Annotated in this window: 22 protein-coding genes; 8 read left to right on the top strand and 14 right to left on the bottom strand. The window is 58.1% G+C overall.

What is annotated here, in order from left to right:
* Positions 1-5 precede the first annotated feature (5 nt).
* The 5 genes from leuS to RAE21_RS17605 form a co-directional block, all read right to left on the bottom strand.
* On the bottom strand, positions 6-2744 hold the full coding sequence (leuS, locus tag RAE21_RS17625; RefSeq protein WP_313882477.1) for a leucine--tRNA ligase: 2739 nt from the start codon (positions 2742-2744) through the stop codon (positions 6-8).
* A 73-nt stretch (positions 2745-2817) separates the two neighbouring features.
* Positions 2818-3246, bottom strand: coding sequence for an ExbD/TolR family protein (locus RAE21_RS17620; protein WP_313882476.1), 429 nt, complete (start codon positions 3244-3246; stop codon positions 2818-2820).
* Positions 3247-3248: 2 nt separating this feature from the next.
* Positions 3249-3899, bottom strand: a complete 651-nt coding sequence (locus RAE21_RS17615) for a MotA/TolQ/ExbB proton channel family protein (protein ID WP_313882475.1) — start codon at positions 3897-3899, stop codon at positions 3249-3251.
* On the bottom strand, positions 3896-4699 hold the full coding sequence (dapB, locus tag RAE21_RS17610) for a 4-hydroxy-tetrahydrodipicolinate reductase (RefSeq protein WP_313882474.1): 804 nt from the start codon (positions 4697-4699) through the stop codon (positions 3896-3898). The genes RAE21_RS17615 and dapB overlap by 4 nt, the downstream gene beginning before the upstream one ends.
* Before the next feature lie 25 nt (positions 4700-4724).
* Positions 4725-5234 carry an outer membrane protein assembly factor BamE domain-containing protein gene (locus RAE21_RS17605; protein ID WP_313882473.1) on the bottom strand — a complete coding sequence of 170 codons (510 nt, stop codon included), beginning with the start codon at positions 5232-5234 and terminating at the stop codon, positions 4725-4727.
* A gap of 128 nt (positions 5235-5362) precedes the next feature.
* Here RAE21_RS17605 and fur point away from each other — a divergent pair, with 128 nt between their 5' ends.
* Complete coding sequence (gene fur / locus RAE21_RS17600) at positions 5363-5797, top strand: ferric iron uptake transcriptional regulator (RefSeq protein WP_313874878.1); 435 nt, start codon at positions 5363-5365, stop codon at positions 5795-5797.
* Here fur and hprK read toward each other — a convergent pair.
* The 4 genes from hprK to RAE21_RS17580 all read right to left on the bottom strand — a co-directional run bounded on the left by hprK (position 5794) and on the right by RAE21_RS17580 (position 9018).
* On the bottom strand, positions 5794-6744 hold the full coding sequence (hprK, locus tag RAE21_RS17595) for an HPr(Ser) kinase/phosphatase (protein WP_296510778.1): 951 nt from the start codon (positions 6742-6744) through the stop codon (positions 5794-5796). The genes fur and hprK overlap by 4 nt on opposite strands.
* Positions 6745-6771: 27 nt before the next feature.
* The gene (locus RAE21_RS17590) at positions 6772-7239 is read right to left on the bottom strand and encodes a PTS sugar transporter subunit IIA (RefSeq protein WP_313882472.1); all 468 of its coding nucleotides are present in this window, start codon (positions 7237-7239) and stop codon (positions 6772-6774) included.
* Between the two features lie 76 nt (positions 7240-7315).
* On the bottom strand, positions 7316-7645 hold the full coding sequence (hpf, locus tag RAE21_RS17585) for a ribosome hibernation-promoting factor, HPF/YfiA family (protein ID WP_313874876.1): 330 nt from the start codon (positions 7643-7645) through the stop codon (positions 7316-7318).
* A 164-nt stretch (positions 7646-7809) separates the two neighbouring features.
* On the bottom strand, positions 7810-9018 hold the full coding sequence (locus RAE21_RS17580) for an MFS transporter (RefSeq protein ID WP_313882471.1): 1209 nt from the start codon (positions 9016-9018) through the stop codon (positions 7810-7812).
* Positions 9019-9225: 207 nt separating this feature from the next.
* Here RAE21_RS17580 and corA point away from each other — a divergent pair, with 207 nt between their 5' ends.
* Entirely contained in the window at positions 9226-10212 is a 987-nt protein-coding gene (corA, locus tag RAE21_RS17575; protein ID WP_313882470.1) for a magnesium/cobalt transporter CorA, read from the top strand.
* Between the two features lie 52 nt (positions 10213-10264).
* On the opposite strand, the gene RAE21_RS17570 is transcribed toward corA, so the two are convergent.
* The 5 genes from RAE21_RS17570 to RAE21_RS17550 form a co-directional block, all read right to left on the bottom strand.
* Positions 10265-10939, bottom strand: a complete 675-nt coding sequence (locus RAE21_RS17570; protein WP_428984071.1) for a 5'-methylthioadenosine/adenosylhomocysteine nucleosidase — start codon at positions 10937-10939, stop codon at positions 10265-10267.
* Between the two features lie 59 nt (positions 10940-10998).
* A complete protein-coding gene (locus tag RAE21_RS17565; protein WP_313874872.1) occupies positions 10999-12672 on the bottom strand; it encodes a long-chain-fatty-acid--CoA ligase in 1674 nt (557 codons plus the stop codon).
* A 105-nt stretch (positions 12673-12777) separates the two neighbouring features.
* On the bottom strand, positions 12778-14214 hold the full coding sequence (locus RAE21_RS17560; protein WP_313882468.1) for an NAD(P)(+) transhydrogenase (Re/Si-specific) subunit beta: 1437 nt from the start codon (positions 14212-14214) through the stop codon (positions 12778-12780).
* Positions 14211-14531, bottom strand: a complete 321-nt coding sequence (locus RAE21_RS17555; protein ID WP_313874870.1) for an NAD(P) transhydrogenase subunit alpha part 2 — start codon at positions 14529-14531, stop codon at positions 14211-14213. The genes RAE21_RS17560 and RAE21_RS17555 overlap by 4 nt, the downstream gene beginning before the upstream one ends.
* A gap of 65 nt (positions 14532-14596) precedes the next feature.
* On the bottom strand, positions 14597-15724 hold the full coding sequence (locus tag RAE21_RS17550) for a Re/Si-specific NAD(P)(+) transhydrogenase subunit alpha (protein WP_313882467.1): 1128 nt from the start codon (positions 15722-15724) through the stop codon (positions 14597-14599).
* Positions 15725-15847: 123 nt separating this feature from the next.
* Here RAE21_RS17550 and RAE21_RS17545 point away from each other — a divergent pair, with 123 nt between their 5' ends.
* From RAE21_RS17545 to RAE21_RS17520, 6 genes are all read left to right on the top strand, one after another.
* On the top strand, positions 15848-16339 hold the full coding sequence (locus RAE21_RS17545; RefSeq protein ID WP_313882466.1) for an NUDIX hydrolase: 492 nt from the start codon (positions 15848-15850) through the stop codon (positions 16337-16339).
* Between the two features lie 101 nt (positions 16340-16440).
* Entirely contained in the window at positions 16441-17562 is a 1122-nt protein-coding gene (gene mnmA / locus RAE21_RS17540) for a tRNA 2-thiouridine(34) synthase MnmA (RefSeq protein ID WP_313882465.1), read from the top strand.
* Positions 17563-17648: 86 nt separating this feature from the next.
* Positions 17649-18029 carry a hypothetical protein gene (locus RAE21_RS17535; RefSeq protein ID WP_313882464.1) on the top strand — a complete coding sequence of 127 codons (381 nt, stop codon included), beginning with the start codon at positions 17649-17651 and terminating at the stop codon, positions 18027-18029.
* Entirely contained in the window at positions 18030-20219 is a 2190-nt protein-coding gene (locus RAE21_RS17530) for a type I secretion system permease/ATPase (protein ID WP_428984044.1), read from the top strand. It abuts the gene before it with no gap.
* Positions 20219-21634, top strand: a complete 1416-nt coding sequence (locus RAE21_RS17525; RefSeq protein WP_313882462.1) for an HlyD family type I secretion periplasmic adaptor subunit — start codon at positions 20219-20221, stop codon at positions 21632-21634. Before RAE21_RS17530 ends, RAE21_RS17525 begins: the two co-directional genes overlap by 1 nt.
* Positions 21631-22269: a response regulator transcription factor gene (locus RAE21_RS17520; RefSeq protein ID WP_313882461.1), complete on the top strand. Its 639-nt coding sequence runs from the start codon at positions 21631-21633 to the stop codon at positions 22267-22269. The genes RAE21_RS17525 and RAE21_RS17520 overlap by 4 nt, the downstream gene beginning before the upstream one ends.
* Positions 22270-22332: the final 63 nt, after the last annotated feature.

The raw sequence follows: 22332 nt of genomic DNA, 5'->3' as shown, positions 1-22332 counted from the left end.
GGTGATCAGACGACGATGTTGACCAGGCGACCGGGCACCACGATAACCTTCTTGGCCGCAGCACCTGCTGCATGGGCGATAAACACCTCGCTGGCCAGCGCTGCCGCTTCGATGGCGGCCTTGTCAGCGCCTGCCGGTACACGCACCGCGCCGCGCAACTTGCCGTTGATTTGTAGGACTAGCTCGATCTCGTCCTGCACTAGAGCCGCTGCATCCACCTGGGGCCAAGGCGCGTCCAGCAGATCACCAAGTGCGGAGGCATAGCCCAGCTCGGACCACAGGGCGTGGGACAAGTGTGGCGTAGCGGGGTACAGGCAACGCAACAGAATGCCGAAGCCTTCGATGAGGGCCACTTGCGCACCCGCGCTGTCCAGGGCCTTGAAACCTTCCAGCGCGTTGATCATCTTCATCGCGCCTGACACCACCGTGTTGTATTGCATGCGCTGGTAGTCAAAGTCCACCTGCTTGAGTACGGTGTGCATCTCCAGTCGCAGGGCCTTGGCTTCCTTGCCGAATTCCACATCATTCAGGCTCTTGGCGCCCGCTACGCTTGCGCGAGCAGCTACTGAATCCATAGCAGACAGTTTGTAGCCAAAGTTCCAGACACGGCGCAGGAAGCGGTAGCTACCCTCCACCGCCGAGTCGTTCCACTCCAGCGTGGCCTCGGGGGGTGAGGTGAACATGGTGTAGATGCGGGCGGTGTCTGCGCCGTACTTGGCGATCAGCTCTTGCGGGTCCACACCGTTGTTCTTGGACTTGGACATGGTGCCCACGCCCTCGTAGTCAATCGCGGTGCCCACCGGCAGCAGGCCGTCGGCGCTGTCCACCGGGTTGATGAGCTTGGCACCCACCACCTTACCAGCGGCGTCCTGCACATGCTCCACATCGTGGGGCCAGAAGTACTCTTTGCCACCCTTGGCTGTTTTACGGGAGTAAATGTGGTTGAGCACCATGCCCTGGGTCAGCAGCTTGGTAAAGGGCTCGTCCACCTTCACCAGACCCAGGTCGCGCATGACCTTGGTCCAGAAGCGGGCGTACAGCAAGTGCAGGATGGCGTGTTCGATACCTCCGATGTATTGGTCCATCGGCATCCAATAGTCCGCCCCGCCGGCCACCATCGCGTCCGGATTCTTTGGATCGCAATAGCGCATGAAGTACCAGGACGAGTCCACGAAGGTGTCCATGGTGTCGGTCTCACGGCGCGCAGGCTTGCCGCACACCGGGCAGACCACGCCGGCGTGGAAGCCTTCATGCTTGTGCAGCGGGTTGCCGGAACCATCGGGCACGCAGTCCTGCGGCAGCACCACGGGCAGGTCTTTTTCAGGCACCGGCACGGCGCCGTGCTCCTCGCAATGGATGATCGGAATCGGCGTGCCCCAGTAGCGCTGGCGACTCACGCCCCAGTCGCGCAGGCGCCAGGTGGTTTTCTTCTCGCCGAGGCCTAGGGCAGCTAGGTCTGCAGCCACGGCATCGACCGCTGCTTTGTAAGCCAAGCCGTCGTACTTGCCGGAGTTCACCGTCACGGCGCGCTGCTTGTCGCCATACCAATCAGCCCAAGACTCCAGCGAGAAGGTTTCGCCTTCTGCGGAGACAACCTGCTTGATCTCGATGCCGTATTTCTTGGCAAAGGCAAAGTCGCGTTCGTCGTGCGCGGGCACGCCCATCACGGCGCCATCGCCATAGCCCATCAACACATAGTTGCCGACCCACACAGGCACGGCCGCGCCGGTCAGCGGGTGGGTCACAAACAGGCCGGTGTTCAGGCCTTTTTTCTCTTGGGTAGCCAGCTCGGCCTCTGTAGTGCCACCGGTCTTGCACTCTTCAATGAAGGCGGCCAGCGCGGGGTTGGTTGCTGCAGCATGCGCAGCGAGGGGGTGCTCGGGCGCCACCGCGCAGAAGGTCACGCCCATCATCGTGTCAGCACGGGTGGTGAACACATACATGCGCCCATCGCCGATCAAAGCGCCCGTCGAATCCTGGATGTCGTGGGTGAAGGCAAAACGCACGCCCTCCGACTTACCAATCCAGTTTTCCTGCATCAGACGCACACGGTCGGGCCAGCCGGTGAGCGTGGCCTTGTCGTTGCCCATTTGCACGTGGTCCAGCAGCTCTTGCGCGTAGTCTGTGATCTTCAGGTAATAGCCAGGGATCTCGCGCTTCTCCACCACCGCACCGGTGCGCCAGCCTTTGCCGTCAATCACCTGCTCGTTGGCCAACACGGTCTGGTCCACCGGGTCCCAGTTCACGACCTGGGTCTTGCGGTAGGCAATACCCTTCTCCAGCATCTTCAGGAACAGCCATTGGTTCCATTTGTAATAGCTCGGGTCACAGGTGGCGACTTCACGGCTCCAGTCGATGGCCAGGCCCATGGCCTGCATCTGGCCTTTCATGTAGGCGATGTTCTCGTAGGTCCACTTGGCAGGGGGCACTTTGTTCTTGAGCGCCGCGTTTTCGGCAGGCAGGCCGAAGGCGTCCCAGCCCATGGGCATGAGCACGTTGTGGCCGTTCATGCGCAGGTAGCGGGCCAGCATGTCGTTGATGGTGTAGTTGCGCACGTGACCCATGTGCAGCTTGCCGCTGGGGTACGGCAGCATGGAGCAGGCATAGAACTTCTTCTTGGGCTTGCCGTCCACGCCCACGGCGTTTTCGGTCACACGGTAGGCGGTATCGCCATTCCACAAAGGCTGTGCCCAATGGGCTTGCGCGGCTTGTTCTACGTCGAGGTGCTGGTACTTGTCTTGCATGGGGAATGAGCAGCAAAGGCGCTGCCAAATAGAGAGGCTTGATGCGATTTTAGGCGCTGCACTGCGCCATAGTTCAGGGAGCTGCTGTCGGCCGCGGTTCGGCCACGAATCCGATCTTGCTCAGACCCGCTTTTTGGGCCAAACCCATCAACTCCACCACCTGCCCATAGGGCACCGTGGAGTCGGCGCGCAACTGGACTTCTGTTTGGGGGTTGCGTTTGGCGGCCTCTTCAAATGCTTTGCCGACAGCAGGCTGGTCGAGTGGCTGCTCGTTCACATATACCTGCCCCGCAGGATCCACGGAAACCGCTATGAATTGAGGAGCATTGAGCGCTTGCCCTCCTTGGGCTTGCGGCAGATTTACCTTGACAGCACTCACCATCAAAGGTGCGGTGATGATAAAAATCACCAGCAGCACCAACATGACGTCGATCAGCGGCGTCATATTGATGTCGCTGATGGGTTGGGGTGCATTGGAGCGCTCCAGACGGCCAAAAGCCATGGTCAGGCCCCGTTGCCACGCGTGAGCAATAACTCACGCAGATCCAGCGCAAAACCTTCCAGATCGGCCTCGATACGCCCGATCAGGCGGCCGAAAATGTTGTAGGCCAACACAGCAGGAATCGCCACCGCCAAGCCCGCGGCCGTCATGATCAGCGCTTCGCCGACCGGCCCGGCAATTTTGTCGATGCTGACCTGGCCACCTCCCGTGATACCGACCAACGCGTGATAGATCCCCCACACCGTGCCCAGTAGCCCGACGAAGGGCGCTGTGGAGCCCACCGTGGCCAACAGCACCTGCCCGGCCTGGAGGCGCTGCAACACGCCATGCAAGGCATCGCGCAGCACCCGGGTGAGTTGCTGCCCACGGTCACCGGCACTCGCCAAGGTACCGGGCTGTTGAACTTGAGATGCCTGCACGAGGGGAAGGACCAAGCCCTCGCGGTCAAAAGCAGGCAGGGCAAGCAAAGCGCCTTGCATATCCGGTGACTGCCAAAAGGCGGCGGTGCTGCGGGACACATCGCGCGAGGCTCGCTGCAAAAGCCAGCCTTTCCAAAAAATCACAAACCATGCGACCACCGACATGCTGAACAAAACCAGTGCAACACTGGTGTGGACCGCATCCCCCTGGAAGATGATGTGCAACGCACTCATTTCAAATTGAGTACATCAAACATGTCATACAAACCGGGCGCGCGGCCCGCCAGAAAGCGCACGGCGCGCAAGCTGCCTTGCGCGTAGGTAGCGCGGCTGGAGGACTTGTGGGTGATCTCAATCCGCTCACCGGTGCCGGCAAATAGCACCGTATGGTCACCCACGATATCGCCCCCCCGAATGGTGGCGAAGCCGATGCTCGAGGGATCGCGCTCACCGGTTACACCATAGCGCTCGTACACAGCGCATTCCTTCAAATCACGACCGAGGGCGTCGGCGATGACTTCGCCCATCTTGAGCGCGGTGCCGGAAGGAGCATCCACTTTGTGACGGTGGTGGGCTTCCACAATCTCGATGTCATAACCGGTAGAAAGCGCTTTGGCAGCCATCTCCAACAGTTTCAAGGTCACATTGACCCCGACGCTCATGTTGGGAGCCATCATGATGGGAATGGACTTGGCGATCTCGGCGATTTCGGCCTTTTGCTCGTCGGTAAACCCGGTGGTACCGATCACGGCGGCAACCCCCAGCTCGCGGCACACCTGCAAATGCGCCAGAGTGCCTTCTGGCCGGGTGAAGTCAATCAGCGCCTTGCTGTTTTTCAGGCCTTCACGCAAATCGGATGTGATCAACACGCCAGCCGCTTTGCCGGAAAACGCGCCAGCGTCCAAGCCCAATGCGGCACTGCCCGCGATATCCAATGCGCCAGTCAATGTGCAGTCGTCTGCAGCGCGCACAGCTTCAATCAACATCTGGCCCATGCGGCCGGAGGCACCTGCGATGGCAATGGTATGGGTCATGGTCTAACTATTCTTCAAAGGGAGATCAAAGTCCGCTGGGTTCCAGCGGCGGGTAAGCAGTACCGGAGTTGCTGGAAGACGGAGAGGGAGTGGCGGCACCATCACCCCGCTTGGGCGCGGGAAACTTTTTCAACGCATCCTCGGACGCAGTCAAAGGCGGTAGCGGGCCCGCGACCGCTTTCGAGCGCAGGGTGGACACAAATTCTGTTTCACTGGGCAACTCGTCCGCTTCAATACGGCTGATCGCATCGTTGGCAAAAAACACGGTGACCTTGCGGGCCTGTGGCTCGCTGCCCTGGCGCTTGAGCGTGAACACGTAATCCCAACGATCGGCATGGAACACACTGGTCAGCAAGGGAGTACCCAGCACGTCCTGCGCGATGGCGCGGGGCATGCCCACGCGCAACACTGCCAACTGCTCGCGGGTCACCACATTGCCCTGCACGATATCGATTTTGTAGGGTGTCATCACACCCAAGGCTTTGTCGCTGGTAGAGCGGACCGATCCGCATGCGCCCAGCGTTGCCAAAGACAAGACAACGGCGGTAGTCCGGAGACTACGGATGGATATAAGGGGCATGAAAATTGAAGAACGATATGATCGCGGCATTGTAGCGGTTGGCCCCAATTGGCCTGTCCGATGACCACGCCAGGAATGTGCTGATGAACAATATTGACGAACTGAAAAACACCGGCCTGAAAGCCACTGTCCCCCGCCTGAAAATTCTGGAAGTCTTCCAGCGCGGCACTCAACGCCACATGACCGCAGAAGACGTGTTCCGGGTCTTGCTGCAAGAGCGCTCCGATGTGGGGCTGGCCACCGTGTACCGCGTGTTGACGCAGTTCGAACAAGCCAGCATTCTCAGCCGCAGCCATTTTGAGAGCGGCAAAGCGGTGTATGAACTCAACGAAGGGCAGCACCACGACCATTTGGTGTGCCTGGACTGCGGACGCGTGGAGGAGTTTTACGACGCGGAGATTGAAAAGCGCCAGCAAGCGGTCGCCAAATCCAAAGGCTTTGCGATTGCAGACCATGCACTGAGCCTTTACGCCCACTGCACCAAGGGCGACTGCCCGCACCGGAACGCTACGAACTAGTAGCCCTGCGCCATGGCTTTGCGATGGCGCTCCACAAATTCCTGGTAGGTATCGATACCGCGCAACTGCAAAATCGTGTTACGCACTGCAGCCTCCACCAATACAGCGATGTTGCGGCCTGCCACCACCTGGATCACCACTTTGCGGACTGGAATCCCGAGCACATCTTGTGTAAGGGGCTCGTAGGGAATGCGCTCGTAGTCGCGCTCCAGGGTTTCGCGGCGAACCAGGTGCACAATCAACTTGAGTCGCATTTTCCGGCGAACCGCTGTTTCTCCGAAAATACCGCGAATATCGAGCAAGCCGATGCCACGGACTTCCAAAAGATTCTGCAAAAGCTCCGGGCAGCGACCTTCAATCGTCGTCTGGTTGATGCGGAAAAGGTCCACTGCATCGTCGGCCACCAAACCGTTGCCGCGCGAGATCAGCTCCAGACCCAATTCGCTTTTACCCAGACCGGATTCACCGGTGATCAACACCCCAAGGCCCAGAATATCCATAAACACACCGTGCATGGACATGCGATCTGCAAAGTGCTTGGACAAATACGCCCGCAGCACATCGATCACAAAAGCGGACGACTCTTTGGTCGCGAACATGGGAATCTGTGCGCGCTCACACATGGCGAGCAGCGCTTGTGGGGCCACTTGCCCGTCGGCTAGTACCAATACGGGCGGCTCCAAGGTTACGATGCGTGAGATGCGGCGGGCGCAGTCCTCGGGGGTGGCATTGGTGATGTAGGTGATCTCCCGCTCGCCCAGAATCTGCACGCGATAAGGATGGATGTAGTTGAGGTAACCCACCAAGTCGGCACCAGACCTGGCAGCTTTGATAGCGACCTCGTCAAAGCGGCGCTCTGAGGCACCCAAACCAGCAACCCACTCCCACCGCAAATGCCCCCGGAATTCTTCAAAAAGGGCGTCAGCGCTTACGGCGGTAGGTTTCACGGCAGTACCAGGCTCGGCAGTGGGGTGTTATGCAGCTCTCGCCGATTGCCAACCGGCAATCAAGCCATGCAACTGGGTCGCGTCTGCGCAGCTGGTGATTTGCTCGCGGAGCACGGAATCACTGAGCAACTCCGCAATTTCGGAGAGGATTTCCAAGTGCTTTTGTGTAGCCGCTTCGGGCACCAACAAAAAAATCAACAAGCTGACGGGCACATCATCCGGCGAATCAAACCCGATCGGGTGAGCCAGCTGAAACACAGCCGCCATCGGTGACTTGAGGCCTTTGATGCGGCCATGCGGAATGGCGACACCATGACCCAAGCCTGTAGAGCCCAAACGTTCACGAGAAAACAAGCTGTCCGTTACCAACGCCCGGCTGAGGCCGTGCAGGTTTTCAAACAGCAAACCCGCCTCTTCAAATGCGCGTTTTTTGCTGGTGACATCGACTTGCGCAAGTACTTGCGAAGGAGGGAGGATGGACGCGAGGCGGTTCATGGTAAGGAGCGGATTATGCACATAAAAAAACCGCCCGTACTAGGGCGGTTTTAGTGTTGTGGACTCAATTGCAACACTACATCAGGCGTTTCGGTGCCTCGTGGTGGTGATTTTGCAAACGGTCTTTGTGCCGAACCACTTGGCGGTCCAGCTTGTCGACCAGATCATCCACCGCCGCATACAGGTCTGAATGCGCGCTCTCGGCAAACATGTCGCTGCCTTTGACGTGGATGTTGCATTCGGCACGTTGCCGTCGTTCCTTTTCCTTTTGCTTTTCAACGGTGAGCAGAACCTTGACATCTACCACTTGATCGAAGTGGCGCATGATGCGATCGAGCTTGGTCGTGACATAACTACGCAGGGCCGGGGTAACTTCAAGGTGGTGACCGCTGATCGTCAAATTCATAAATAACCTCCAGTTGCTCTCAGGGTTGAAAAAGCTTCCTGCCACTCGGGCATTCAGCACTCAAACTTGTTCACCAAATTGCGGTCTCGTTGAACTCACTATGCGCCCGTTTCGGCCCAAATGCAAAAACTTTTTGTAATGCACCGCAACAAAAATGGACTTGCTCAAGATGGCTTGGCCAGGCCCTGATGAAGGTTCAGTCTTCCTGCAACAAACACCGCCAAAACGCTGGCTACCGCACCAATTGAGGCGGAAAGCCAATAGTTCTGCACCAGGCCGGCCGCATCCCGGCTGATGATGTAACCCCCCACCAACGCGGCCAAGCCCATGGCGGCGGATTGCACCGATGCGTTCAGCGTCATGAACGTGCCCCGTAAAGCCGGGTTGGCGGCGGAAGTCACCATGGCCATGCCGGGAATCATGCGACCGCTGCCGCACACAAAAAATAAGGTGGACACCAGCAAAGCGCCGGCCATTCCCACACGACCCAAAAGCGTCAAGCCCACTAGGGGCAAGACAAATGCCAAGGCAATCGCGCGAAAGGTATTGAACTTGCCCCAACTATCCGCCAAGCCACCGAACCAGCGCGCGGTAATCAAGGTCGCAACGCCACCGCACAGGTATACGTAAGGCACCTGATCCGCGCGCAAACCCACATTGGTTTGCATAAAAATCGTGATGTAAGGAATGACTGTGAATCCGGAGAACATCAGCAAGGCCGAAAAGCTGAAGGCCTTGAGGTGGTTCCGGTCTTGCAACACCTCCGATATCCGGCCCCAAGCAGATGCATCAGCGTGGCCCTGAAGGTGGCTATTCAATGCGGGCAGGGTCAAGAAAGCAAACACTGCAAACAGAACGCAGATGGCGGCGATCAAAAGAAACGGCATGTGCCAACCAAACTGTGCAGCCAGAAACAACCCCAGTGGAACACCGGCCACCGTAGACACCGAGAAGGAAGTCATCACAACACCCATGGCACGACCACGGCGCTCAAAAGGAATGACATCACCCACAATGGTTTGGCTCAAGGCGGACAACACCCCGCCAAAAAGACCGGCAAATACCCGTGCGACCATCAAGGCCTCGTAACTGGGCGCAATGCCGCAAGCCAAGGTGGAGAGCGCAAACAAGCTGTACAACACCAACAGCAAGCGCTTGCGATCAAACTTGTCAATGTAGGTCGAGGCTAGCAGGCCGGATGCGCCACCCGCCAGCGTATAGGCCGAGACCAACAGGCCGAACTGGGCGTCACTGATGCGAAACAGGCTGGTCAATGCCGGCCCGAGAGGCATCATGATCATGAAGTCGAGGATGTTGGTGAACTGGATGCCCGCCAGCGTGATTAGCAGCCAGCGTTCGCGCCGGGGAGACATGGAGAGGGGCATCGTAAAAAGAGTTGCTGGAGAACAGAATGGGCACCTACTCTAGCAGTCTGTGCGGTGCGATAATTTCTGCTTCTGAATTACTGGAGAGCACTCCTTGGAAACCTACCCTAGTCGGTAGCTTTCAACTCCCACCACTGCATCGGGGTTGAAAGCACCCAACACCCGATTGCAGCCAACATCACCTGGGAGTGAGCCATGCTCAATATCTTTACGCTCGCCAACGGGCGACTCTTTCAAGAAGAAATCGAGTCGCTGGAAGAGCTGTCCAAGTTCCACCCCATCTGGGTCGATTTGGAATCCCCTACGCTCGAAGAAAAGCGATGGGTCAAACAGTACTACGGCCTTTCGATCCCGGACGACGCGATGGACGAGGACATCGAAGAGTCCGCCCGCTTCTATGCGGAAGACAACGGTGACCTGCATATCCGCAGTGACTTTTTGATTGCCGATGACGATGAGCCCCGCACCGTCCGCGCCGCCTTTATCTTGAATTTGGTAAACGACGACCTCAAAAGCAAAGGGGTGCTTTTCTCCATCCACGATGAAGACGTTCCGGTCTTCCGGCTGCTGCGCATGCGTGCACGACGCGCCCCTGGCTTGATCGAAGACGCCAAAGAAGTCCTGCTCAAGCTGTTTGACGCGGATGCAGAATATTCAGCGGACACGCTCGAAGGCATTTACGACGAGCTGGAGAAAGTCAGCAAGAAGGTGCTGTCCGGCAACGTGACGGATGCGATTGCCGGCGAAGCACTCGGCGCCATTGCCCGGCACGAAGATTTGAGCGGCCGGATTCGCCGCAACGTGATGGACACCCGGCGCGCAGTGAGCTTCATGATGCGCAGCAAAATGTTGAACGCCGAGCAGTTCGAGCAGGCGCGGCAGATTTTGCGGGACATCGACTCCCTGGACTCGCACACCGCATTTTTGTTCGACAAAATCAACTTTTTGATGGATGCGACCGTCGGTTTCATCAACATCAACCAAAACAAAACCATCAAGATCTTTTCGGTCGCCAGCGTGGCCTTGCTGCCGCCGACCTTGATCGCCAGCGTCTACGGCATGAATTTCGAGTTCATGCCGGAGCTCAGGCAGACCTGGGGCTACCCCTATGCACTCGGGCTGATGATTGCCAGCGCCGTGGTGCCGATGTGGTATTTCCACCGGCGTGGTTGGCTGCGATAAGAGCCATTTCGACCTCTAGCACCCGTCAATATTGCGCAAGCAGCTATTATTTTTATAGCAATCGCAGCATTTTGCGCACGATAGCCAACGCATAGACACTGGCGGTCTCCCGCACGAACTGCGGGAAATCGGTGTGGGCAGCGTCATCCGCACGGTCCGAAATAGTGCGAATCGCCACGAAAGGCACCTGATAGTCTGCACAGACTTGGGCTACCGCAGCGCCTTCCATTTCCACCGCCAAGGGATGGAAGCCTGACGCGGCAGCGGCTGCCAGCAGCGCATGCACCTCACCACTGGCACTCACGAAGCGGTCGCCACTGGCAATCAGCCCACAGTGCAGGTCTGCGCGGTAGCGCCCGCCGCGCAGATCGAGCTGAACCTCGCGAACCGCCGCACACGCGGCCTCCAGCAACAAGGGATTCGCCGGAAACAAGGATTGGCCCGTCAATGGAATCTCGTAACGGGGGAACAGCGGGGAGGCGTCCATATCGTGCTGCAAATAGTGGCTACCGACCACCACATCACCCACAGCCACCCCGGGCCCGGTACCGCCGGCGACCCCGGTAAATACCATCCGCTGGACGCCCCACTTGGCAATCAATGCGGTGGCGGTCAGGGCCGCTGCCACTTTGCCAATGCGGGACAGCGTGAGCACTACCTCCTGCCCGTCCAAGTACCCCAACCAGAAAGTGCGCCCGGCGTGCTCCACGCACTCCACCCGGGTCATGCACTCCACCAAGCCGGCCTGCTCCTCGGCCAAGGCGCTCAGAATAGCGATCAAGGGGCTTACTTATCCCGCAGCTCGCGGCGCAAAATTTTGCCGACTGGCGTTTTGGGGAGATCTGTCCGGAACTCCACCACTTTGGGCTGCTTGTAGCCGGTGAGGTTCTCTTTGCAGAAAGCGCGCACGTCTTCTTCGCTCAGGTTAGGGTCTTTTTTGACGATCACCAACTTCACGGCTTCGCCGGTTTTGGCGTCTGCCACCCCGACACAGGCACACTCCAACACACCGGGGATCTGGGTGACCACATCTTCAAGCTCGGTGGGGAACACGTTAAACCCGCTCACCAGGATCATGTCTTTTTTGCGGTCTACGATTTTGAAGAAACCGCGGGCGTCGACCACCCCGATGTCACCGGTTTTAAAGTAGCCATCGGACGTCATCACCTTGGCCGTCTCATCCGGCCGCTGCCAATAACCCGCCATCACTTGCGGGCCTTTGATAGCAATCTCTCCACTCTGCCCTTGCGCGACCTCTACACCCTCATCATCCAAGAGCTTCATGTAGGTGCTGGGCAAAGGTACACCGATCGTGCCGGTGAACTCCGTAGAGGTAATTGGGTTGCAACTCACAGTGGGCGAGGTCTCGCTCAGGCCGTACCCTTCGCAAATGGGGCAGCCAGTCTTGTCAAACCACAGCTTGGCCACACCACTCTGCACTGCGGTGCCACCGCCCACTGCAACTTTCAAATGGCTCCAGTCCACCTTGTTGAAGTCGGGGTGATTGGCCAATCCATTGAACAGGGTGTTCACCGCAGGCAGGCTGTGGATAGTGTGCTTGGATAGCTCTTTCAGTACCCCCGGAATGTCACGCGGGTTCGGAATCAAAATGAGTTTGCCGCCGGTACGGACCGACAGCATCATGCCCACTGTAAAGGCGAACACGTGGTACAGCGGCAAAGCACACACCGTGGTGGGCTGCTGATCAGCGGGCACCTTGGCCATGGCCGGTGCATACCAGGCCTCTGACTGCAATGCATTGGCGATGACGTTGCGGTGCAAGAGCACCGCACCTTTGGACACTCCGGTCGTACCGCCGGTGTACTGCAGGACCGCCACATCATCCGCCTTGATTTCGGGCTTTTTGAAGGGCGCTTTGGTGCCACGGGCAATGGCCTCGTTGAAACGCACTGCATCCGGCAGGCTGAAAGACGGCACCATCTTTTTGACGTTGCGGACCACGTAGTTCACCATGGTGCCCTTGAGCAGGCCCAAGCGATCGCCCATGGAGCACAAGACCACGTGCTTGACCGGCGTGGCAGCGATGCACTTTTCTAGAGTGTGGGCAAAGTTCTCAATGATGACGATGGCCTTGGAGCCGGAGTCCTTGAGTTGGTGCTCCAACTCACGGGCGGTGTAGAGCGGGTTCACATTCACCACCACAAAACCGGCCCGCAAAATGGCGGCTACCGCAATCGGGTACTGCGGCACATTGGGCATCATGATGGCGACGCGGTCGCCCTTGCTCAGACCCAGGCCTTGCAGGTACGCGGCAAACGCCAGGCTCAAACTATCGGTCTGACCGAAAGTGACATCTTTGCCCATGAAGTTGTAGGCCACGCGGCTTTCGTATTTGCGAAAGCTTTCTTCCAGCAACGCCACCAAGGAGGAGTATTTGGCAGGGTCGATGTCAGCAGGCACACCTTGTGGGTAGCTGCCGAGCCAAACGCGTTCAGTCATGTCTTGTGTCTCCGGTCAATTTTTATGCAGCCTGCTATTTTGATGCAGACGAACAAGCCCGCCCACGGTGTTTACCTTAGGCGGGCTGTACTTAGGCGTGCGCCTCTATTCGATGGCTTTACCCATGTCCTCGACGACTTTTTTGGCGTCGCCAAACACCATCATGGTCTTATCCATATAGAACAACTCGTTGTCCAAGCCGGCATAACCCGCTGCCATGGAGCGCTTGTTCACGATGATGGTCTTGGCTTTGTAGGCCTCCAGAATCGGCATGCCGTAGATCGGGCTGCCCTTGATGTGGGCAGCGGGATTCACCACGTCGTTGGCGCCCAGGATGATGGCCACATCCGCTTGGCCGAATTCGCCGTTGATGTCTTCCATCTCAAACACCTGGTCGTAGGGCACTTCAGCTTCCGCCAGCAGCACGTTCATGTGGCCCGGCATACGGCCCGCTACAGGGTGAATGGCGTACTTGACAGTAATGCCCTTCTCGGTGAGCTTGGCAGCCAGTTCTTTGACGGCGTGCTGAGCGCGGGCTACAGCCAAGCCGTAGCCGGGCACGATCACTACCGTCTCGGCATTGCCCAACACAAAGGCCGCGTCATCCGCACTGCCGCTTTTGACGGAGCGCTGTACCGCGGCACCCGCCGGGCCAGAAGACGCGTCGCCCCCGAAGCCGCCCAGAATCACGTTGAAGAACGAGCGGTTCATCGCCTTGCACATGATGTAGCTCAGAATGGCGCCGCTGGATCCGACCAGAGAGCCGGCAATGATGAGCATGCTGTTGTTCAAGCTGAAGCCGATGCCCGCTGCCGCCCAGCCGGAATAGCTATTGAGCATGGACACCACCACCGGCATGTCGGCACCGCCGATGGGGATGATGATGAGAACGCCCATCACGAAACTGAGCGCCAGCATCACAAAAAACGCGGTCCAGTTTTCTGTGAAGGCAAACATCAAACCCAAGCCTAGCGTGGCAAGACCCAACACCAGATTGAGCTTGTGCTGACCGGCGAACTGCACCGGTGCGCCCTGGAACAAGCGGAACTTGTATTTGCCGCTGAGCTTGCCGAATGCAATGACCGAGCCGCTAAAGGTGATGGCGCCAATGGCCGCACCCAAGAACAACTCGAAGCGGTTGCCGGTGGGGATGGCCTCGCCCTTGGCTGCAATGCTGAAGGCCCAAGGCTCAGCCACCGCAGCCACGGCAATGAACACCGCGGCCAAGCCGATCATGCTGTGCATGAAGGCCACGAGTTCGGGCATTTTGGTCATTTCCACGCGCTTGGCCATCAGCGTGCCAGCGGTGCCACCCACCAGCAAGGCGCCCAGCACCCAGGCCATGCCGGTCATGCCGTCCTGGCCAAGTTGCCCGGCGAGTTTGAAGATCAAGGCGCCGGTCGTGAAGACGGCCACGCCCATACCCACCATGCCAAACACATTGCCGCGAATGGAAGTGGTCGGGTGCGACAGGCCTTTGAGCGCCTGAATAAAGCAGACGCTGGCAAAAAGATACAACAGGGTGACGAGGTTCAGGCTCATTCTTTGGCTCCTGCGGTGGGGGCTTTCTTTTCTTTCTTCTTGAACATTTCCAACATGCGGCGCGTCACCATGAAGCCGCCGAACACATTCACCGCAGCAAGCGCGACCGCCAACACGCCCATCGTTTTACCCAGGCCTGTTTCCGTCAGTGCAGCGGCCAGCATGGCCCCCACAATGACGATGGCGGAAATGGCGTTGGTTACGGCCATCAAGGGGGTGTGGAGTGCGGGCGTCACGGTCCAGACCACGTGGTAACCCACGTAGATGGCCAGCACAAAGATGATCAGGTTCAGTATGGTGGGGGAAACCATTTCCATGGTGTCGCTCCTTAAGTGAGGGTGGATTCGGGAATATGCGTAAACACGAGCCTGTGGAGTGGCGCTTACTTGCGGCGCACTTCGCCGCCTTGGGTCACCAGGCAGGCTGCCACGATGTCGTCTTCGAGGTCGATATGCAAAGCGCCTTCTTTGTTGAGGATCAACTTCAAGAAATCCAACACGTTGCGCGCATAGAGGGACGAAGCATCTGCCGCCACCAGTGCTGGCAGGTTGGTTTCGCCGATCAGGGTGACGCCATGTTTGACCACGGTCTTGTCAGCCTCGGACAGCGGGCAATTGCCTCCGCCGTTCGGACCTTTGCCCGCAGCAATGTCCACAATCACCGAACCGGGCTTCATGGACTTGACCATGTCTTCGGTGATCAGGGTGGGGGCTGCGCGACCGGGAATCAGCGCGGTGCTGATCACCACATCAGCCTGCGCCACGCGCTTGGCAACTTCAGCTTTCTGGCGGTCCAGCCAGCTCTGGGGCATGGGTTTGGCGTAACCGCCCACGCCTACAGCGGCTTCTTTTTCTTCATCCGTCTCGTAAGGAACGTCGATGAACTTGCCCCCCAAGGACTCGACTTGTTCTTTGACGCTGGGGCGCACATCAGAGGCCTCGATCACCGCCCCGAGGCGCTTGGCGGTGGCAATCGCCTGCAAACCGGCCACGCCGACCCCCAAGATCACCACGCGAGCAGCCTTCACCGTACCGGCAGCTGTCATGAGCATCGGGAAGAAGCGCTGGTATTTGTCGGCCGCCATCATCACGGCTTTGTAGCCGGCGATGTTGGCCTGGCTGGAGAGCACATCCATGCTTTGTGCGCGGGTGGTGCGGGGTGCGGCCTCGAGGGCATAGGCATTGAGCTTGGCGGCTGCCAAGCGCTGTAGGCCCTCCTTATCAAACGGGTTGAGCATTCCCACCAAGGTGGAACCAGGCGTCATCGACGCGGCCTCTGCCTCCGTAGGGGTGCGAACCTTGAGAACGAGGTCGCAGCTGAGCGCACCCGCCGCATCGGTGATGTCGGCGCCTGCAGCCACATAGGCCTCGTCCGTCACACTGGCCGCTACACCGGCACCGCTTTGGATACGAACCGTGTGCCCTTGGGATTTCAGCTTTTTGACTGTTTCCGGGGTCACGGCAACTCGGGTCTCGCCCGCTAGTGTTTCAGCGGGTACGCCTATCTGCATGCGGCTCTCCTATAAAGGTTGGATTCAAGCTGTCAGCAAGCTTACATGAGTTTCCCTGCATTCCATAGGGCTAAAGTTGCGAGTTTTGCCAAAGACTTTTGCGCTAAATGCACATAATCTGCCATGACTGAACGATGGAAACCCAGTGTGACGGTGGCCGCGGTAATTGAACGCGACGGGCGCTTCTTGTTGGTCGAGGAGCACACCCCAGAGGGCCTGCGGCTCAACAATCCGGCCGGCCATCTGGACCCGGGGGAATCGCCCGCGCAAGGCTGCGTGCGTGAGACGCTGGAAGAAACCGCCCACCTCTTGGAGCCCACCGCCTTGGTGGGCGTGTACCTCTCGCGGTTTGTGAGATCCAGCGCAAGCGGTACCGAAGACATCACCTACGTGCGGTTTGCTTTTTGCGGAACGGTCGGTCCAGCCATTGACGGGCGCACCTTGGATGCCGGCATCGTCAGAACCTTATGGCTCACGCCCGAAGAGGTTCGCGCCAGCCAAGAACGGCATCGCAGTCCCCTGGTCCTGCAGTGCATGGAAGACTACCTGCGCGGCCAACGGTTCCCTTTGTCCTTGGTGTACAGCGCCCCCAGCCTGCAAGGCTGCACACAATAGAGTCGCTACAAAAATCATAGCTACATCCGCATACTAAATCTGCGCTAGTGGCCTTTTTTATCCTGAACACCCTATACGGGTCTGCCGACTAAAATGCAGCCATGAGCAAGCAACGAATTGTGGTGGGACTGAGCGGCGGCGTCGACTCTGCGGTCACGGCCCACCTGTTAAAGCAGCAAGGCCATGAGGTCGTCGGCATCTTCATGAAAAACTGGGAGGACGATGACGACAGCGAATATTGCTCCTCCAACATCGACTTCGTGGATGCCGCAGCCGTGGCCGATGTGCTAGGCATTGAAATCGAACACGTCAACTTTGCAGCCGAATACCGTGACAGAGTGTTCGCAGAGTTCTTGCAGGAGTACCAGGCCGGGCGCACCCCCAACCCGGACATTCTGTGTAACGCAGAGATCAAGTTCAAGGCGTTTTTAGACCACGCCATGCGCTTGGGTGCCGAAAAAATTGCGACAGGTCACTACGCCCGGGTGCGCCTCAATGAGGACAGCGGCCAACATGAGTTACTCAAAGGCTTGGACCCCGCCAAGGACCAGAGCTACTTTTTGCACCGGCTGAATCAGGCGCAGTTGTCCAAAACGCTGTTTCCAGTGGGTGAGCTTCATAAAACCGAAGTGCGCCGGATCGCAAACGACATCGGGCTGCCCAATGCCAAGAAGAAAGACTCTACGGGCATTTGCTTCATCGGGGAGCGCCCTTTCCGCGACTTCTTGAATCGCTACATCTCCAAAGAGCCCGGGCCGATCAAAAACCCCAAAGGCCACACCATCGGTGAGCATGTCGGCCTGTCGTTCTACACCCTGGGCCAGCGCCAGGGCTTGGGCATTGGTGGCATCAAGGCCAAAGGTGCGCAGCGCGGCGGCGGCGACCACAACCCTTGGTTTGTCGCGCGCAAGGATTTGGACAACAACACCTTGTGGGTCGTTCAGGGCCATGACCACCCTTGGTTGTTGTCAGAAAACTTGTCAGCGCTGAATGCAAGTTGGGTTGCAGGCACTCCGCCGGCCCCGCAATCTGCAGGGGCGAAGACACGCTACCGCCAAGCCGATGCACCCTGCACATTCCATGCCGATGGGCCGGCCACGTTCGCATTGCAGTTTCCACAAGCGCAGTGGGCCGTGACGCCTGGACAATCCGCGGTGCTGTACCAAGGCGAGGTTTGTTTGGGCGGGGGCGTGATTGAGCAGGCCTCTGCACTGGCGAGGTGAAAGCCCGCCGCACTGCAATCGCCTCAGCAAATATTCGTAAAAACCAGGGCTTTTTTGCCTTCGGAATTTGAAGTTGCAGTGCTAGTATGAACGCGCTCGGGCGCACGCTCCAGCCCACCCGTTACCTTGAGGATGTGCCTGTTATGTTTCACGTGCTGAGAAATGAAGATGGCTCGATTGCCTCGCTCGCTCGTACGGAAAGACCCGGCGGCGAACTGCTTCCGGATGACCACCCGGCGATTCAGGCGTTCCTGAAAGGTAGCGGGAACGTGTCCAGCTTCAGCGAGGCGGACGCAGAGTTTGTGCGGGTTCTGGAAGACCTGATCGACACCCTGATTGTGAAAAACATCATCCGGCACACCGATCTCCCCGTCGCCGCACAGCAGAAAATCACCCGTCGCAAGGGCCTGCGCAATCGAATGCAAGGCGCTTTGAATCTATTGGACGATGACCAACGTATTATTTGAATGACTGTGCAATTGCCCACCTCCGCCGTAATCACGCCGCCCCCCAACAGTGGCTGGCGCATCAGTGAGCACAGCACCCACGTCGATCCTTTGCTGGATAGTTTGGTTTCTCTGGCGCGGATCTACGGGATCACGACGACGCAAGCCGCTGTGTCAGCGGGTCTTCCCCTGGAAAACAACTTGGTCACCCCGGCGCTGTTTCCCCGCGCTGCAGCCCGGGCAGGGCTGACTGCCCGCTTGGCGCGACGCAAACTGGACGATTTGCGCCCCGGACTCTTGCCGGTCATTTTGCTTTTGCAAAACAAACAGGCCTGCGTGTTCCTAGAATGGATGGAAACCGATCAAGCGCGCGTGCGTTTTCCAGAAAGCGGAGAATCGGGTGACGTGATCAGTCGCAAGGATTTGGAGGCTTTGTTTTCGGGCGTGGTGTTCTTTGTCCGCCCGGTATTCAAGTTTGATCCACGAACCCCCGCCACCGGTGAGCTCAAATCCAAACATTGGTTCTGGAGCGTCGTATTCCAGAATTGGCGCCTATACCGGGACAGCTTGATTGCAGCACTGCTGATCAACCTGTTTGCGCTGGCAATGCCGATGTTTTCGATGACGGTGTATGACCGCGTAGTCCCCAACCGTGCGGAAGAAACGCTCTGGGTGCTCACGGTAGGTGTCATTCTCATGATGCTGTTTGATACGGTGCTGCGGACGATGCGCGCCTATATATTGGACACGGCCGGCAAGCGGATTGACGTAACACTGTCTGCGCGCATCATGGAGCGGGTGCTTGGCTTGAAGATGTCTGACCGGCCAGCGTCGGTCGGGTCTTTTGCCGCCAACCTCCGGGCGTTTGAGTCTGTTCGCGACTTTGTGGCCTCAGCTACGATCACGACGATTGTCGACCTGCCCTTTGTGCTGGTGTTCTTCCTGGCGCTGATCTGGATCTCGCCCTGGCTGGCGATACCCCCGCTTGTCTGCATCGTGCTGTTATTGATCGTATCCCTGATAACCCAGCGCAAGATGCAAGAGCTGGTCGAAACCTCCCAACGGGCCACATCCCAGCGAAACGCGACCTTGGTAGAGAGCCTTGTGGGTATTGAAACCATCAAATTCATGGTGGCGGAAAGCAGCTTTCAGCGACAGTGGGAGCAGAGCACCGTGTTCTTGGCGCAAACCAGCACAAAGCTGAAACTGCTCTCCAACGGAACCATGAACTTTGCACAGGCCATGCAGCAATTGGTGTCTGTTACCAGCATCATCGTGGGGGTGTATTTGTTGATTGCCAACCAGGTCAGCATGGGCGCCATCATTGCTGCGTCCATGTTAGCGGGTCGCGCGATGGCGCCATTTGGTCAGGTCGCAGGCCTTTTGTTGCAGTACCACAGCGCAAAAAGCGGCTTGGCGTCGGTAGACATGCATATGCAACAGCAACCCGAAAGAAGTGAAGACACCGCGTACCTTCACCGGGGCAGCTTTCAAGGCACCATCGAGTTCAAAAATGTGAGCTTTACTTACCCGGGGCAGCAGCAATCGGTATTGAGTAACGTTACGTTCAAAATCCAGGCTGGCGAGAAGGTGGCCTTCATTGGGCGCATTGGGTCGGGCAAATCCACGATCCAAAGGCTGATTTTGGGTCTGCAGCAACCGACTGAGGGCGCGATCTTGATCGATGGCATCGACGCGCGGCAGATCGATCCCGCCGAGCTGCGCCGGGCCGCAGGCTTCGTGTCGCAAGACGTGAGCCTCTTTTACGGTACTTTGAAAGAAAACATTGCACTGGGCGCGCCTTTCGCAGACGACCAAGACATCCTGGCTGCAGCTGAAGTGGCGGGAGTCACAGAGTTTGCCAACAAGCACCCCAAAGGCTTTGACATGACCATCGGCGAGCGGGGTGAGTCCCTCTCAGGCGGGCAGCGGCAAGCGGTCGGCATCGCACGAGCCGTTCTCAATGACAGTCCGATGCTGCTTCTCGATGAACCCAGCAGTGCGATGGACCACCAGAGCGAAGACGCCTTGAAGAGTCGCCTGAAGCGGTTCTGTACCGGCAAAACCATGGTGCTGGTCACGCACAGGACCTCGCTGCTTGAATTGGTGGACCGGCTGATCGTGATCGATAGCGGCAAAATCGTCGCAGATGGCCCCAAGGCACAGGTGGTGGAAGCACTGCAAAGTGGCCGTATCGGGAGGGCCTCTTGATGGATACCCCAGCCAAAGAAAAAGCTTGGTGGACGCGGTTGTGGGAGCGCGTCTACGGCTTCTGCTCCCCCGCACTAGACCGGGCGTTGGACCTCACGGCCGCCAAAAAAGCGAGCCTCGACAGCGACTTCGACGCCAGCGCAGACTGGGCCATCGCAGAGCAAACGCCCCATGGGGCAAGAATAGTGGTCTGGCTTAGTGCATTGACGGTCGCTGTTCTGCTTGTGTGGGCAGCATTGGCTGAACTCGATGAAGTAACCCGCGGTGAAGGCAAAGTGATTCCGTCACGGCAGATTCAGATTTTGCAAAGCCTGGACGGTGGCATCGTCTCCGAAATATTGGCCAGAGAAGGTCAAGTGGTCAAAACCGGCGACCTTTTACTGAAGGTGGACCCGACACGGATGGTGTCATCCCTGCGTGAAAACCAATCGCAATACTTGTCGCTCTTGGCCAAGGCCGCCCGCCTGAAGGCTCTGGCGGAAGGCTCGCGGTTTGTGCCCCCTGAAGAAGTGCTCAAAGAGGCGCCCTTGCTGGTCGAGCAAGAGAGGGCCCTCTATGAATCCCGCCGTGCCGAACTGGATGCGACAGTCGGGGTAGCGCGTCAACAATCCTCCCAACGATCACAGGAGTTGATCTCTGTGCGCGCACGGCGAGAGCAAGCAGCCCAGAGCTTTACTCTTACAGCCCGTGAGTTAGAGCTCACACGTCCGCTGGTCAAGTCCGGCGCTGTTTCTGACGTGGAGCTTCTGCGTTTGGAACGGGATGTCGCCCGGTACCGGGGTGAAAGAGACAGTGCGAACTCGGACATTCCACGTCTGGAATCCGCGGTTGCCGAGTCCAACCGAAAAATTCAGGAAGTGGAATTGACCTTCCGTAACATTGCGCGTTCTGAACTGAGTGAAACCAGTGCAAAACTGAGCGCATTGTCTGAAGGCAGCACGGCACTTGAAGACCGGGTCAAGCAAACCGAAATTCGATCCCCGGTCAATGGCACAGTCAAACAATTGCGCGTCAATACCGTGGGCGGGGTGGTGCAACCTGGCAAAGACTTGATTGAACTTGTTCCCTCTGACGACGCACTGCTGCTCGAGGCGCGCGTGTTGCCCAGAGATATTGCATTCTTGCGCCCCGGGCAAAAGGCTTTGGTCAAGTTCACCGCTTATGACTTTGCCGTCTACGGCGGACTGGAAGCAACCCTCGAACAGATCAGCGCGGATAGCGTTATCGACGAAAAAGGGAATGCCTTTTTTGTGGTCAAAGTTCGTACGCTTGCCACCACCATCGGGCAAAAAAATCTGCCCATCATTCCTGGAATGGTGGCGGAGGTCGACATACTTACAGGAAAGAAGTCAGTACTGGCTTACTTGATGAAGCCCATCCTGCGAGCCAAGTCCAACGCAATGACTGAACGATGAGACAAAGCTCTGCGCCCCTGCTCGTCAGCAGCGATCCCGGCTTACTGAGGCACTGGCGGAGTGCGCTGGGCATCGAGTCGCCGATAGAGCTCAGCAGTTTCGCGGCCTTGAAAGGTCTGGTGCGCCGAACTGGTGACATCGTTTGGCTGGATTTGGCAGTGGCCGATATTCCCCCGTGGTCTGACCCTGTTTGGAACGAGCTGCTGCAACACAAAAAGCTGCGGATTCTGGCCGCCAGCTCTTACCCCAAGGACGAAGAGGCCATGATCGCGCTGGATAGAGGATGTGCGGGCTACTGCCATGCGTTCGCAGATCCGGAAACGCTTCTTCAGGTCCACCAGGTGACTTCGGCCGACCATGTGTGGATCGGGCAACAACTGATGCAGCAATTGATCCAACGGGCCAATAGCGCCATGCCGGTGAGCAAACCGGCCCCGACCCATTGGGCCGAACAACTGACCTCACGGGAGCGGGAAATCGCATCCCTCGCCGCACATGGCGCGACCAATGCGGTGATTGCAGCCCAATGCGACATCACCGAACGAACGGTCAAAGCCCATTTGAGCGCTGTTTTTGAAAAGCTGAACGTTACGGACCGCCTGCAACTAGCGTTAAAAGTTCACGGGATCCAATAATTTTCGAAAACCTGTACTACGGGACAATAGCTAAGACAGTTCAAAGGCTCTACATTGGTCAGT

Origin of the sequence: Rhodoferax potami (genome assembly GCF_032193765.1) — a bacterium.
In the GTDB taxonomy this organism is placed as follows: domain Bacteria; phylum Pseudomonadota; class Gammaproteobacteria; order Burkholderiales; family Burkholderiaceae_C; genus Allorhodoferax; species Allorhodoferax potami.
Note: the sequence above shows the minus strand (reverse complement) of the source record. Positions and strands in the feature narration are given on the sequence as shown.

Coding starts and splice junctions, on each gene's coding strand:
- leuS (WP_313882477.1), bottom strand. CDS start 2,744: ATGCAAGACAAGTACCAGCACCTCGACGTAGAACAAGCCGCGCAAGCC.
- RAE21_RS17620 (WP_313882476.1), bottom strand. CDS start 3,246: ATGGCTTTTGGCCGTCTGGAGCGCTCCAATGCACCCCAACCCATCAGC.
- RAE21_RS17615 (WP_313882475.1), bottom strand. CDS start 3,899: ATGAGTGCGTTGCACATCATCTTCCAGGGGGATGCGGTCCACACCAGT.
- dapB (WP_313882474.1), bottom strand. CDS start 4,699: ATGACCCATACCATTGCCATCGCAGGTGCCTCCGGCCGCATGGGCCAG.
- fur (WP_313874878.1), top strand. CDS start 5,363: ATGAACAATATTGACGAACTGAAAAACACCGGCCTGAAAGCCACTGTC.
- RAE21_RS17590 (WP_313882472.1), bottom strand. CDS start 7,239: ATGAACCGCCTCGCGTCCATCCTCCCTCCTTCGCAAGTACTTGCGCAA.
- hpf (WP_313874876.1), bottom strand. CDS start 7,645: ATGAATTTGACGATCAGCGGTCACCACCTTGAAGTTACCCCGGCCCTG.
- RAE21_RS17580 (WP_313882471.1), bottom strand. CDS start 9,018: ATGTCTCCCCGGCGCGAACGCTGGCTGCTAATCACGCTGGCGGGCATC.
- corA (WP_313882470.1), top strand. CDS start 9,226: ATGCTCAATATCTTTACGCTCGCCAACGGGCGACTCTTTCAAGAAGAA.
- RAE21_RS17570 (WP_428984071.1), bottom strand. CDS start 10,939: ATGACCCGGGTGGAGTGCGTGGAGCACGCCGGGCGCACTTTCTGGTTG.
- RAE21_RS17565 (WP_313874872.1), bottom strand. CDS start 12,672: ATGACTGAACGCGTTTGGCTCGGCAGCTACCCACAAGGTGTGCCTGCT.
- RAE21_RS17560 (WP_313882468.1), bottom strand. CDS start 14,214: ATGAGCCTGAACCTCGTCACCCTGTTGTATCTTTTTGCCAGCGTCTGC.
- RAE21_RS17555 (WP_313874870.1), bottom strand. CDS start 14,531: ATGGAAATGGTTTCCCCCACCATACTGAACCTGATCATCTTTGTGCTG.
- RAE21_RS17550 (WP_313882467.1), bottom strand. CDS start 15,724: ATGCAGATAGGCGTACCCGCTGAAACACTAGCGGGCGAGACCCGAGTT.
- RAE21_RS17545 (WP_313882466.1), top strand. CDS start 15,848: ATGACTGAACGATGGAAACCCAGTGTGACGGTGGCCGCGGTAATTGAA.
- mnmA (WP_313882465.1), top strand. CDS start 16,441: ATGAGCAAGCAACGAATTGTGGTGGGACTGAGCGGCGGCGTCGACTCT.
- RAE21_RS17535 (WP_313882464.1), top strand. CDS start 17,649: ATGAACGCGCTCGGGCGCACGCTCCAGCCCACCCGTTACCTTGAGGAT.
- RAE21_RS17530 (WP_428984044.1), top strand. CDS start 18,030: ATGACTGTGCAATTGCCCACCTCCGCCGTAATCACGCCGCCCCCCAAC.
- RAE21_RS17525 (WP_313882462.1), top strand. CDS start 20,219: ATGGATACCCCAGCCAAAGAAAAAGCTTGGTGGACGCGGTTGTGGGAG.
- RAE21_RS17520 (WP_313882461.1), top strand. CDS start 21,631: ATGAGACAAAGCTCTGCGCCCCTGCTCGTCAGCAGCGATCCCGGCTTA.